12 protein-coding genes and 1 pseudogene are annotated in these 13,236 nt (G+C 49.8%); 3 read left to right on the top strand and 10 right to left on the bottom strand.

Annotation, left to right across the window (positions count from 1 at the left end; genetic code table 11):
• Window positions 1-25: 25 nt before the first annotated feature.
• From EAO38_RS01115 to EAO38_RS01105, 3 genes and pseudogenes are all read left to right on the top strand, one after another.
• Window positions 26-1,497, top strand: a pseudogene (locus EAO38_RS01115) (Na+/H+ antiporter NhaC family protein).
• Between the two features lie 112 nt (window positions 1,498-1,609).
• On the top strand, window positions 1,610-3,115 hold the full coding sequence (locus EAO38_RS01110; protein WP_121020402.1) for an aldehyde dehydrogenase family protein: 1,506 nt from the start codon (window positions 1,610-1,612) through the stop codon (window positions 3,113-3,115).
• Window positions 3,115-3,477 (top strand): DUF779 domain-containing protein, encoded by a 363-nt coding sequence (locus EAO38_RS01105; protein WP_121020401.1) that lies wholly within the window; start codon window positions 3,115-3,117, stop codon window positions 3,475-3,477. Before EAO38_RS01110 ends, EAO38_RS01105 begins: the two co-directional genes overlap by 1 nt.
• Here the strand turns inward: EAO38_RS01105 and EAO38_RS01100 are convergent.
• Genes EAO38_RS01100 through EAO38_RS01055 form a run of 10 tightly spaced genes read right to left on the bottom strand, consistent with a single transcriptional unit; the run spans window position 3,474 to window position 13,235 of the window.
• Window positions 3,474-4,907, bottom strand: coding sequence for an outer membrane family protein (locus tag EAO38_RS01100; protein WP_121020400.1), 1,434 nt, complete (start codon window positions 4,905-4,907; stop codon window positions 3,474-3,476). The genes EAO38_RS01105 and EAO38_RS01100 overlap by 4 nt on opposite strands.
• A 26-nt stretch (window positions 4,908-4,933) precedes the next feature.
• Entirely contained in the window at window positions 4,934-5,992 is a 1,059-nt protein-coding gene (locus EAO38_RS01095; RefSeq protein ID WP_121020399.1) for an NAD(P)-dependent alcohol dehydrogenase, read from the bottom strand.
• Between the two features lie 12 nt (window positions 5,993-6,004).
• Window positions 6,005-6,715 (bottom strand): outer membrane protein, encoded by a 711-nt coding sequence (locus tag EAO38_RS01090; protein ID WP_121020398.1) that lies wholly within the window; start codon window positions 6,713-6,715, stop codon window positions 6,005-6,007.
• Between the two features lie 57 nt (window positions 6,716-6,772).
• Window positions 6,773-8,125 (bottom strand): (Fe-S)-binding protein, encoded by a 1,353-nt coding sequence (locus EAO38_RS01085; RefSeq protein ID WP_121020397.1) that lies wholly within the window; start codon window positions 8,123-8,125, stop codon window positions 6,773-6,775.
• A complete protein-coding gene (hemN, locus tag EAO38_RS01080; protein ID WP_121020396.1) occupies window positions 8,094-9,461 on the bottom strand; it encodes an oxygen-independent coproporphyrinogen III oxidase in 1,368 nt (455 codons plus the stop codon). Before hemN ends, EAO38_RS01085 begins: the two co-directional genes overlap by 32 nt.
• 2 nt (window positions 9,462-9,463) lie before the next feature.
• On the bottom strand, window positions 9,464-10,018 hold the full coding sequence (locus tag EAO38_RS01075) for a DUF2603 domain-containing protein (protein WP_121020395.1): 555 nt from the start codon (window positions 10,016-10,018) through the stop codon (window positions 9,464-9,466).
• A complete protein-coding gene (gene aroC, locus EAO38_RS01070; protein ID WP_121020394.1) occupies window positions 10,008-11,063 on the bottom strand; it encodes a chorismate synthase in 1,056 nt (351 codons plus the stop codon). Before aroC ends, EAO38_RS01075 begins: the two co-directional genes overlap by 11 nt.
• A complete protein-coding gene (rnc, locus tag EAO38_RS01065; RefSeq protein ID WP_121020393.1) occupies window positions 11,060-11,737 on the bottom strand; it encodes a ribonuclease III in 678 nt (225 codons plus the stop codon). Before rnc ends, aroC begins: the two co-directional genes overlap by 4 nt.
• Window positions 11,731-12,174, bottom strand: coding sequence for a ribonuclease HI (rnhA, locus tag EAO38_RS01060; RefSeq protein WP_104752564.1), 444 nt, complete (start codon window positions 12,172-12,174; stop codon window positions 11,731-11,733). The genes rnc and rnhA overlap by 7 nt, the downstream gene beginning before the upstream one ends.
• An 8-nt stretch (window positions 12,175-12,182) precedes the next feature.
• Window positions 12,183-13,235, bottom strand: a complete 1,053-nt coding sequence (locus EAO38_RS01055) for a tetratricopeptide repeat protein (protein ID WP_121020392.1) — start codon at window positions 13,233-13,235, stop codon at window positions 12,183-12,185.
• Between the last annotated feature and the right edge of the window lies 1 nt (window position 13,236).

Here is a 13,236-nt window from a genome sequence, read left to right as displayed (position 1 = left end):
AGCCTCTTGACATATTAAGGTTTTTATGGGCCATTCTATTTTGAGTTTGTTAGTGCCCGTGGTGGTCATTGCCATGGTGGTGTTCACTAAACGCGTTGCGCTCTCGCTCTTTTGCGGGATTGTGCTCGGGGCGTGGCTGGTGAGCGATGGCCTTGTGAGCACGCTCCAGCTCACTTATGCCAAATTGAGCGCGGTGTTTTACACCAGCACTCCCAGCTTTGCGCTCAACACCAATAGTCTTTACATTTTTGCCTTTTTGGTGATCTTGGGGATATTAACCCAAGTGATCAGCGCTTCAGGAGCGAGCGCGTCCTTTGTGCTCAAGGCGCGCAAACTCGTCAAGAACGCGCGGCAGTCCGAATTTGTCGCCCTCTTTGCGGGGTTGGTGATCTTTATTGATGATTATTTCAATGCTCTCATTGTCGGGCAAATTAGCAAGTCGCTCAACGATGCCCACCAAAGCAGCCGCGAGAGGCTAGCCTACATCATCGACTCCACCTCTGCGCCCGTGTGCATGCTCATGCCCATTTCTAGCTGGGGGGCTTACATTGTGGGGGTGATGCAAAATGAGGGGATTGAAAATAGCTTTGCGCTCTTGCTTAGCAGTATCACGAGCAATTATTACGCGTGGTTTGCGCTTGTTGCGGTGTTTTTAACGATCCTATGGCAGATCAATTTGCCCGCTATGGCGCGCCATAGAAATGTTGGGGTGGGGGATCTGCGCCCAACTCCAGGGGGCAGGGCCCCGGTGTGGCTCTTGATAAGCAGCATCGCCATTTTGATTCTTAGCACCTGCGCGCTCATTTTCTACACCGGATACGCCCATGCCCAAAGTTTAAATTTATTAGACATCCTCAAAAACACCCAAACCAGTTTTGCCCTCTTTGTGGGGGGGTTTATTTCTTTGGGGATCACCTTGCTTTTGGCCAAAAATACCTAGCCACTGCCACACTCATGCCCTTGCTGATTTGCGGGTTTAAGAGCATGCAGGGCGCGATTTTAGTGCTCATCTTAGCATGGGCAATTGGGCCTTTGATTCGCGATGATTTACAAACCGGTTTGTACTTGGCCAGTTTGGTGGGGCATTTTCAGGGGGTGGGGGTATGGATTAGCGCGGTGTTGTTTGTGATCTCGGGTTTTATCGCCTTTAGTACGGGCACTAGTTGGGGGGCGTTTGCGATCATGTTGCCCATTGGGGTTAGTATGAGCGCGCAGTTGGGGAGCGATCTAGTCTTAATGGTGGCGGCCATTCTCTCTGGGGCGGTCTATGGCGATCACGCCTCGCCCATCTCTGACACCACAATTTTATCAGCCACTGGGGCGGGTTGCAGTGTGCAGAGCCATTTTTTAACCCAGTTGCCTTATGCCACCTTGAGCGCGCTATGCGCTTTGGTGGCTTTTTTGGTGGCCAGTATGAGCCTGTCTAAACTGCTGGGCTTTGGGGTGGGCTTGGGGTTGTTGGTGGGCTTGTTTTTTCTGTGCAAACAAAGGTACTAGGCCATATCACCATTAGTAACACCAACACCCTTTTGAGGGTTGCCAAAAATCTAGGATCGGGCGCGTTAATATTTGGGCGTTAGAATCTGGGCACATTTCTTGAGGAGAGAGCATGAGTGTTTATAAAGACAGCCAAAAGATTTTTAAGTCCCGCTATGAAAACTACATCGGCGGAGAGTGGGTGAAACCTGTGGAGGGGAAGTATAAAGCCAATAAGAGTTCCATTAATGGAGAAGTGCTGTGCGAAGTGCCCCTATCTAGCCCTAAAGACATTGATAAAGCCCTGGATAGCGCGCACAAAGCCAAGGACGCTTGGGCAAAAACCCCCATTGAGGCACGATCCCGCCTGTTATTCCAGATTGCTGATCGCATGGAGGCAAACCTAGAAAAACTCGCCTACGCAGAGACTTGGGACAATGGCAAGCCCATTCGCGAAACTCTAGCCGCGGACATTCCCCTAGCCATCGATCATTTCCGCTATTTTGCGAGCTGTATCCGTGCCCAAGAGGGAAGCATTAGCGACATTGAAGAGAATTTAGTCGCTTACCATTTTCACGAGCCCCTGGGTGTGGTGGGGCAGATCATCCCTTGGAATTTCCCCATTTTGATGTGCGCATGGAAACTCGCCCCAGCGTTAGCAGCAGGCAATGCGGTGGTGCTCAAACCCGCATCGCCCACCCCAGCTAGCGCGCTGGTTTTGTTAGAGCTCATCGGGGATCTCCTGCCCGCTGGGGTGGTGAATGTGGTCAACGGGAGCGGGGGGCTCATTGGCAAACATCTAGCCACTAGCCCTAAAATCTCTAAAGTGGCTTTCACCGGGTCCACTGCAGTGGGGCGACAAATCATGCAATTTGCCACTGAAAATATCATTCCCTGCACGCTTGAGCTGGGGGGCAAGAGTCCTAACATCTTCTTCTCTGATATTTACGAGCATGAAGATGCGTTTTTAGACAAAGCCATCGAAGGGCTGGTGCTCTTTGCGCTCAATCAGGGTGAGGTTTGTACCTGCCCTTCGCGTGCGTTGGTACATGAGAGCATTTATGAGGACTTTATAGGCAAGGTGTTAGAGAGGGTCAAGGCGATCAAGACGGGCAATCCGTTGGACCTAGAAACCATGATAGGCGCGCAGGTGGATGAGAACCAAGTCAACACCATTTTGAACTACATCCAGCTAGCCCATCAAGAGGGGGCGCAATGTCTCATCGGAGGGGCTAGAAACCAGATTGCTGGCTTAGAAAAAGGGTGCTATGTCCAGCCTACCATCTTCAAGGGGCATAATAAAATGCGTATCTTTCAAGAAGAGATCTTTGGCCCCGTACTAGCCCTCACCACCTTTAAAGACGAAAAAGAAGCCCTAGAGATCGCCAATGACACCATGTTTGGGTTGGGGGCAGGAGTGTGGACGCGCGACATCAACCGGGCTTACCATTTTGGGCGCGCGATCAAGGCCGGGCGTGTGTGGACCAATTGCTACCACATGTACCCCGCCCATGCTGCCTTTGGGGGGTATAAGCAAAGTGGGATCGGGCGCGAGGGGCATAAGATGATGTTAGAACACTACCAGCAAACTAAAAATCTGTTGGTGAGCTATAGCCCCCACAAATTAGGTTTTTTCTGATGCCACAGCGCGTCATCGCCACTAAGGAGGCCCGCACCCTGATCGCGCAACTCAAAGAGATGGTGCCTGAGGGGTTCATTTTTTACCAGTCCTGTGGTTGCTGTGAGGGGAGCGTGGTCTATGCCTACGCCAAACAAGACTTCAAACTCGGGCAAAACGATGTGTGCTTGGGGGAAATAGAGGGGATTGCCTTTTACATGCACCAAGAACAATACCATTACCAACAACACACCCAGCTTATTTTAGATGTCCAGCCCATAGAAGGGAGTGAGTTTTCTCTGGCCTATGGGACGGGCAAGAGTTTTTCCTTAGCAAGCCGCCTATTTAGCCCTCAAGAATTAGCCCAATTACAAGAGGGTTAAAAAGAAGCAATGAGTTGGGTGTAGAGCGCGCTGCGATCCTGATACCCGCCTCCACAGTAGGTGATGCTAGGGTTACAGTAGGCGTTTAAACCCGCTTGATAGCCCTTATTGGTGTGGATTCCATAGTAGACTAAGTCCACTAGGCCTTTTAAATAGGGGGTGAATTGATAGCTCAAGGAGAGAATCACGCGTCCCTCATAGGACACCGGCGCGCTGCTCCACTGCCAAGTCATCCGCCATGCAAAGGCCTTTTTAAAATGTGTACCCCCATACATGAATGTGCCCGTGATCGCATTGGCCTTAAGGGCGGTGCCTGCATAACCCGCCCAAAGACTATTGCCATAGAGTTCTACACCGGCTGGGTTACCTGTGTTGCCCACCCACGCGTTCGTGTTGCCAAAATTCTTATAAAAAGTCCCCATGACAAAGAATTGGTTGATGTCAAAGCGCTGGCGGATAATCAGACTCTGGCCATTGGGTGTTACCGGATTGTCGTAGCGATAGATGGGCTTCCCTGTGGCGTTGCGCACCATCCAAGGGTAATAAAGAGGGAAAAAAGCACTAATTTGGGTGTTGGAACGCCATCCCTTGCCGTCGAAATTAGGATCGCTATCCCAACCGATTTTTAAGCCCGGGGCGTTGAACATCTTGGGCGAAAAGTAAAAAAACCCCTCGGCTAGAAAATGGTGTTTCTGGTAAGTGAGCTGGATCGCATGCGTGCCATAGGCGACCTTATGTCCACTGGGGGTATAACCCCCTTGGGCGTTCCTGTGGTACTCGCCACTGTACACCACTCTAGGAGCATACCAATCCCTCAACTGCACCCCAGTGGCATAAGCGCGCCCCCAAGAACTAAACCACCACAGACGCACATGCTTTAATTGGGTGTAAACTTCAAACCCCTGTGTTTGTCCGCTCTTATAGGCAGCTTGGGAGAGATAACGCCCCGCCTTGATCCCAAAGTAATGCTTGTAATCGTATTCTAAATACGCATCGCTAAAGACATAGAAATGGCTGTACTGGCTGAGTTTACGATTTTTAGCCCAAACATCATCGCTTTGTACGACATCAGCAGCCCCGCCTAAATACCCATCGTAGTAGGCGAAGTTTTGATAGACCACAGAGCCCCCGTAGAACTTTTTTGTGCCATCGTAAAGCACCCCACCGACCATCCCTCCAATGCGCCCATTGAGGCTATGCCCGGCTAGGGTTTTGGGCAAGAGATTGAAGGTAAGGGAGAGATAACCCGCAATGGTGGCGTATTGTTGCATGGGGTAAACCCCCCTACTTTTTTCTACGGGGTGCTCGTTAAATCCAATCGTGGCGGCTTGGTTAGCAAAACCGCTTAATTTATAATCAAAGGCTTGCAGAGGGGCTAGTATTAAAGGGGCGCAACACAGCTTGAGCGTAAAAAGACGGCCAGCAGGCATGCGATCTCTCTTAGGCACAAGCCCTATCAACTCCCTAAGGATTTTTTCATGTCAATGACATATCTAAAGGGCGCATTAGAATGAGTGAGATTGTAATAAACCTGGTCGATGTCCTCACCGGTTACAAGCTCAATCTCTGGGTAGATATGGTGTAAGATAGAAAAATCTAACATTTCTTGGGTTTCTTCAATCCCCCCAATTAGAGAACCATAGACTTTTTTATTCCCGTGCATGATCAACTCAGCAACATTCACGCTGGGCAACACATCTTTTGGTGGGTTGCCCACAATGGCCAATTCACCCCCATAGCGCAGCGCGTCTAAATAGTCGGTCATGTTGTAGGGGGTGGGGATGGTGGAGAGAATGAGATCCAAATCAGCCCCCTTAGCGTCCTCAACACTGCTGTAATAATGCTTTGCGCCCATTTTCAGGGCTTGCTCCCTCTTGGCCTCACTGCGTCCAATCACACTCACCTGCGCCCCCATGGCTAGGGCGTATTTCAAACCCATATGCCCCAACCCGCCAAAGCCAGCGATGCCCACTTTAGAACCTTCTTTGACTTGAGAAAATTTTAAGGGAGAGTAGGTAGTGATGCCCGCACAAAAGAGCGGAGCGATTTTTTCTAAGGGCGCGTCATGAGGGATGCGGATAATGTAATCTTCATCAACCACCATGCAATTAGAATAGCCCCCCATGTGGGGCTCGTTGTTGTGGAAGTGATCGGGACAATCATAAGTAAAGACCACTTTGGGGCAAAATTGCTCGTGGTGATGGGTACATGGCGCGCACTCTTTGCAAGAGTTGACAAAACAACCCACTCCGACCTTATCGCCCACCTTGAATTTGCGCGCATGCGCGCCGACTTCCTTGACCACCCCGGCAATTTCATGCCCGGGGATCATGGGGTAAATGCCATCATGCCACTCGCTATAAGCTGAGTGGATGTCGCTATGGCAAATCCCGCAGTAATGGATGTCGATCAAGACATCTTTTTCGCCCAAAGCGTGGCGGGTGAAGTCATGCCTTTGAAATTTGCCCTCCCTAGAGTGGATCGCAAAACCCTTAGCCGGAATGCGCGCTGCCATAACAACCCTTCCTTAAAAGTTAAAGCGATAACCCACATACAGGCTGTATTGCCGGCGGTAGGTGAAAGTCAAGGGCCCATTGTGGAAGTAATAGTCGTTGATGGTGGGAATCTTGACCCCAAAGTCAAACTCTTGATGTTTGGCAATGGTGGTACGCAAACCCGCGTTGAACAAGAACTGGAAAATGGCCGGATCGACATGCCCCTTAGTTTTTAAGAACGCCCTCGTGGTGTTCCCCCAAGAGTTGCCCGCAATAGCCACCCCAAAAAAGAACCCGAAAGTCGCGCTGTCTTTGTTGATCACATCATACAGAGTATCAATCCCACCCCCATAGGTGAACATGTCGGTGAGATTGGCTACAGTGCTGTAACTGGGATTTGCTTGTGTCCCAAGATTGGTTAACGCATTAGCCCCAAACACCGCATGCCCATAGTCAAAGAAACCGTAGTAACGAAACCCAAACCATTTCTTTTTGCCTACAAAATGCTTATACCCCACGCTGATGCCAAGCCCTTGCATGACGGCTAAATAACTGTAGCGACCGCTGGGAAACTTAGCATAGTTGAGCGGATTACCGGGGGGAGGGTTCTTGATCATCTGCCCCACCTGCCCCACTTGGTAGCTCGCCCCTAAAAACCATGCATTCCTTTCTGCACACAGGGGAACAGAAAGCGCGCCCAAAACAGCCACACCCTTGAGTAAATTAGAAAATGTCTTGCTCATGCGTCCTCTCTATTAATATTGATGATGTCGTTTTATTCTAGCATATTTTTTTTAAATCTAGGCGTGCGGGGTCTGTAAAACGCGCGCGATGAGCTCTAGGGGGTGTAAAAATTGCGTGGGCGCGTCAATTTGGTGCAGGGCGTTATTGAGCTGGACACGGCAAGCCGAACACTCCGCGCTCACCACTTGGGCTTTGGTGTTGGCGATGTGCTGGGCTTTGGGCAAGCCTGCTTGCACACTCAAGGCGTAATGATCGCTTTGCATGCTCACCCCCCCAAAACCACAGCAACGATCGCTCTCTGGCATTTCAGTGAGGCTAAAATTCGCCCCTAGTAGCGCGCGGGGTTCTTGATAAACCCCTAAGACTTTCTTAGCATGGCAGGGGTCGTGGTAGGTCAGAGTGAGGGGATTTTTGGGGTAGGTTTTGAGCACCTGCAAAAGCGCGCTATGGTGGGTTAGAAAGCTAGAGGCAAATTCTAATTTGTCTGCTACCTTGCGCCATTTTTCTAACCACACCTCCCGCTCTTGGGTATCAGAGATACTCTCAAAAACATGGGCATAATCTTTTTTAAGCATGCTAATACAAGTGGCTTCTGGGACTAAGATCGCCTCTGTGTGTGTGGCTACTTCTGTGAGTAAATCCACATTCTTTTTAGCCAAAAAAAGGGCGGTGTCTATGTCCCCGGTGAAAAAGGCGCTCGCGCCACAACAAAATTGTTTGGGGATATGCGCACTGATATTGAGCTTGTCTAAAATGGTGAGCAAACTTTTGCCCACGCTAGGGTAGTTGTAATTGCCCAAACACCCAATAAAAATCCCCACACTTTGAGCGGGCATGTTTTCTAAAGGGGCTTTGGGGGGGATCACGCCCTGATGGGTGCGCAAAAAGCTAGCGCGTGCAAAGGGGAAAAGCGCGCGCTTGGCTAGGATTTTGGGGCTAACGCGTTGGAAGCGCCAATGGATTTTATCCCCCACTTGTTTAAAAGCACAGGGCGCGCTCACGCTGCAGAGTGAAAAGACAAAGTCCATCAAGCGGGGGTGTTTGAGCAAAAAGAAGTAAAGCTTTTTATGCCAAGCGATCCCATGTTTGTGCGCGCTCAAAACACGCACTCTTTCAATCATGCTATCAATGGGCAAGTGGAAGGGGCAGACTTGTACGCAAGTGGTGCACAGAAAACAACTCTCAAAAATATGTTTTAAAGAGGTGTTGAGCTCTAAATTCTCTTGTTTGACCAAAGCGATGAGGTCTAAAAACCCGCGCGGAGAGGTGGTTTCGTCTTTGTGGATGCGATAAATCGTGCAACTAGGCACGCACTTGCCACACTTGACACAAGCCTGCGTGGTGCGCTCAATGTCTTCATGGAGCCACGCCCCTAATTTAGAGGGTTTTACTGAATTTTTGATCCCCATGGTGTTTGTCCAAATACGCATCAAAGACCATCGCGATATTGCGCACCAACATCGCCCCTGTGGGGCTGGTTTTCAAACCATGCGCGTCCATGCTTAACAAGCCCTCTTGTTCGTAAGGCTTTAACGCCTCTAGGGCTTGCTTGAAATGGGCTTTAAAATCAATGCTAAAGGCGCGCTCAATCGCCCCAAAATCCAACTCTAAATTATTCATCAAAGCCATGATGACCTCTTTACGCAAACGATCCTCTGCACTCAAAGCAATGCCTCGCTCTACGGGCAAATGCCCCTCATCTAGCGCGCGCTCATAGGCTTTTAAATCCTTAAAATTCTGGGTGTAATAATCCAACCCCTCCCCAATGCTTGTAACGCCCACCCCGATGGTTTGAGAGAATTTCTTCGTGGTGTAGCCTTGAAAATTACGCCGCAATTGCTTGTTTTGCAAGGCTAAGTACAGCTCATTATCCTTTTTGGCAAAGTGATCCATGCCAATCATTTCATAGCCATGTTGGGTGAGAAAAGCGATCAAAAAGCGCAAAATCTCTAATTTTTGGCTAGGGGTGGGCAGGGTGGCGGGGTCTATTTTCATGGTGTGCTTGATCCAGGGTACATGGGCGTAATTGAACACAGCCAAGCGATCGGGGTCTAGGCGCAACACCTGTTCTAAGGTGTGTTGAAAACTCTCTACATTCTGAAAAGGCAACCCATAGATGAGATCAAAATTGAGCGAATTGATTCCAAATGCGCGGGCTAACTCTACTTTCTCGCGCACGAGCTCAAAACTTTGCAGGCGATTGACCGCCTTTTGCACCACTGGCTCAAAATCCTGCACGCCAAAACTCAGGCGATTAAAGCCATGTTCTTTCAGGACGCGCATTTGATCGTAATTGAAGTGGCGTGGGTCGATCTCACAAGCCAACTCGGCATCGGGAGCAAAATTAGAAAACACGGCTTTAATGCTCTTAATAATGCGTTCTAGTTGCTCTGCGTTAAAAAAAGTGGGCGTGCCCCCGCCAAAATGCCATTGTACCACCTCGCGCCCCGTGTCTAAATGCTCTTTTAACAGCTCTAATTCTTTTTGCAAATAGAGAATGTAGCGTTCTTTCTTGCGCTCGCTACTGCTATAAATCACATTGCAGGCGCAAAAATAGCAAGGACTTTTGCAAAAGGGCAGGTGAAAATACAAAGAGAGAGGGACTTCTGTTTGGGAGCGTGCCAAAGCTTGGATCAAATCGCGTTCTTGAAAGCCGGCATGAAACTCCACAGCCGTGGGGTAACTCGTGTATCTAGGGCCGGGCTTAGAGTGGCGGGCGAATCGCGCAAAGTCTAGAGTGTCCACGGCTAAAAGGGGATGTTCTCTATATTTTCCAAATCTAGAGGATCGTCCTGCTTGGACTCCAAAAACTCAGCCAAGTTAAAAAACAAATTGGGGTGTTGCCTTTTGAGCTGTCTGACGAAATCTAGTGAAGAGATTTTAGGCAAGCTCCCATCGCTCCCGCGCATCGCCTCCAATTTTTTAAACGCGACCGCCATCGCGTCCTTGAAGTCTATGGGGGTGAGCGTGGCCATGTCGCGCTCCAACTCTACCATGACCTTCTCTTCATACGCCCTCTGGATCACCTGTACAATGTATTGCAATAAAACCTCAGGCACCACAACAAAGCGGCGATCCTGCTCGTCTTGTACAAACCATGCCTCTTTGGTGTCCAAAGTGCCCTCTTGGGATTCTAAGAGCATTTGGTTAGGCGCGATGCGCTTGGCGCACACCTTGTTTTTACCCGATTCTAAACTCTGATAAATTTCTTGCATGTCGCTAGGATTCAATCTAGTTTGAGAAGTGTTGTTCATATCTGCCACCTTTTGCCCCCATTTTAGCACAAAATCCCTAATAGCCATAACATGCCTTGATCTGATTGAGGCGCGCATGCGTGTTGCTCAACACAAAATCCCCCAAAATCAAGGCTAATAAACTCGCACACACCACACTCCCCCGAATGGCAATACAGGGGTCATGCCTGCCCTTAAGGGTAATTTGCGTGGGCTCTGCTTGGGTGGTGATGCTCTCTTGGGGCAGGGCGATGCTAGAAGTGGGCTTGAAATGCACCCACACCACTAAATCCGACCCATTGCCAAACCCTCCTAGCACCCCCCCGCAAGAATTGCTTTTAAACCCATGCAAGCCTAGCGCGTCATTATACGCGCTCCCCTGCATGCTCGCAGCTTGGGGCTTGCCAATAAAAACCCCCTTCACCCCATTGAGCCCCATCATTGCATAGGCAATGCGCGCATCTAGGCGATCAGCAAATTCGCCCAAACCCAGCAAGGTGCGCCCGTGCGCGCGCACCAACACCACCCCTCCCAAACTATCCCCCGCCCTTTTGGCGTGCAAGATCGCCTCTTGTTGGGCTTCTTGGGCGTTTTTATCTAGGCTGAAAATAGGGCTACTTAGCGCGTGTTCAAAGTCTAGCTCTTCAGCCTGCACTCCCCCCACACCAAAGACCCCGCTAGCCACCTCTATGCCCACTTCTTTTAAAAGCAATTTGGCAATCGCCCCTGCACCCACTTTGATCACGCTCTCTCTAGCCGAGCTACGCCCCCCGCCCCTATGATCGCGAATGCCGTATTTGGCAAAGGTGGTAAAATCGGCGTGCCCGGGGCGAAAAGTTTCTTTGAGCGTGTCGTAGTCTTTAGAGCGCACATTTTTATTGTGCACCAAGAGCCCGATGGGCGCGCCCGTGCTCACCCCCTCAAAGACCCCACTCACAATCTCAATCTTGTCCTCCTCTTGGCGGGGGGTGGTGAAGGCGTTCACGCTTTTACGCCTATTGACCTCTGTTTGGATAAAATCCAAGTCTAGTTTTAGCCCGGCAGGCACGCCCTCTAACACGCCCCCCACCATCGCCCCATGCGATTCGCCAAAGGTGCGCAGTACCAAGCTCATGCGCTCCCCTCCATGCGGAGTTGTTGATACGCCATTTGGGCGCAAAGTTGTTGGGCTTCCTTCTTACTCTTAGCGGTGCAAGTGCCATAGAGTTTGTCTAAAATGAAGATCTGCATTTCAAATTGTTTGGCATGATCGGGTCCGCTTTCGCTTTTGAGTGTGTAGGTGGGCACGACTTTAAAGCGCGCTTGGGTGAGCTCTTGCAACGCGCTTTTGTAATCCATAAAAGTGCTTTTCAAAGAGAGATCAGGATAGAGGCTGTCTAAAAAACGACTCATCAAGGTTTTCACCGGCTCTAACCCGCTCTCCAAATAGATCGCCCCCATCAAGGCTTCAAAGGCGTTAGCTAGAATGGAGGGTTTGGTGTGCCCGTGGTTATTGGCTTCTGCTGGAGAGATGAGAATATAATCTTGCAGGCGCAAGTAAGAGGCGAGCTTGAAAAACGCCTTTTCATTCACCAATGCCGCGCGCATTTTAGAGAGATCGCCCTCTTGGAGGTCTGCAAAGCGCGCAAATAAAATTTCTGCCACCACCAAGTCTAGTACAGCATCGCCTAAAAACTCTAGCCTCTCGTTATTGGCGTGCGTCTTCGTGCTCTTATGGGTGAGGGCTTGCTGTAATAAGGCGGGGTTTTGAAAGACATACCCTAGTAATTCTTGCAAGCGATTTAACATGAAACTCCTTTATTATGGGCTTGGTAAGCCAACGCCTCTTGTTTGGCTAGGGCATCACAGCGTTCATTTTCTAGATGCCCGCTATGCCCTCTGATCCAATGGGGGGTGATGTGATGGGAGGCAGACACCTTTAAAAACTCCTGCCATAAATCCACATTCTTAACCTTAGCAAAATTTCTAGCCTGCCATGCTTTTAGCCATTTGGCAATGCCATGACACACATAAGTAGAATCGCTATAAAGTGCGATCTTACAGGGTTCTTTGAGGGCTTTGAGCCCCGCATTGAGCGCGCTTAACTCCATGCGGTTATTGGTGGTGTAAGACGCGCCCCCGGTGATGATTTTTTCTTGACCTTGATAGCGCAAGATCGCACAATAACCCCCCGCACCCGGGTTGCCCAAAGCCGATCCATCGCAAAAGAGTTCTACTGCCTTCATCCTTCCTCCTAATTGAGATTGAGTTGTTGGCTGTAGTCTGAAACTTGGGTACTCAAATTGAGCACGACTTCTTTTACCCCCAACACCCCACAGATCACACAGCGGTAACTCTCAAAGGGAGAGAGATTTTTACACGCGTTGCACTGGTAGCTAAAGTTCAAATTGATGGGGTATTTGTCCTTAAAGGTGTGGAAGACCTCCAATTGCAAATGCGCGCATGCGCCCTCTATAAAGCCCTTAGCCACAAAAATTTCGCGCACTTGCGGGCTAAGTTGGGCTAATAGGGGTTGGATTTCTGCAAATTCTAAATCCCAAAGCAAATCCACGCACTCCATGCCCCTTTGCAAGCGGGGCAATTCTTGTAAAAACAAGGCTCTATGGTAGGTCTTGCAATGCCCTAGGGCGAGTTTGTAGAGATTCTTGTGTTTGTGCCCTAGGGCTAGGATACGCCCACTGCGATCGGCAAGGGCGAGATCCTCTTGCATCAAGATTTGCATTTGCAGGTAGTGATAGGTTTCTAACAGCCCTTCTGCCTCTAGTTCATGCAGACATTCTAAGACTTCTAGGGCCTTTTGAGGCGCGCATAACATCTCATACACGCGCACCATCTCTTTAAGCGCGTCGATATTTCTAGGCTCGATACGCAACACCTCTATTAAAATGTCATGCGCCTTTTGCACATAGCCCATGGCAATATAAGTCTGGGCTAAATTCTTTAAAAGCGTGACGCGATCTTTGGGGTATTTGGAGAGTAAGGCAAGGTAAATGGTGATGGCCTGTTCCCCACTGCCATGGCTGCTATAGTGCTTGGCTAGAAAAAGCCAAGTTTTGATCCCCAACACTTCTGAGGCGCTCTCTTGTTCTTTGGCTAGAAGTTGTTGCACCTCAAAGGCTAGATCAATGGGCGCATAAGAGAGAGAAAGGGCGTTGAGTGCCTTGAGATTCTTTTTATGCTTGAATAGAGAGCGGAAATGATCGATCAAGATCACCGCCCCGATCACAGCGATGAGAATCGCCACACTGAAGAGCGAATCCTTGTAGACATAGGCTAATTGCTCCACG

The organism is Helicobacter vulpis (genome assembly GCF_003660395.1).
Lineage (GTDB): Bacteria > Campylobacterota > Campylobacteria > Campylobacterales > Helicobacteraceae > Helicobacter > Helicobacter vulpis.
Note: the sequence above shows the minus strand (reverse complement) of the source record. Positions and strands in the feature narration are given on the sequence as shown.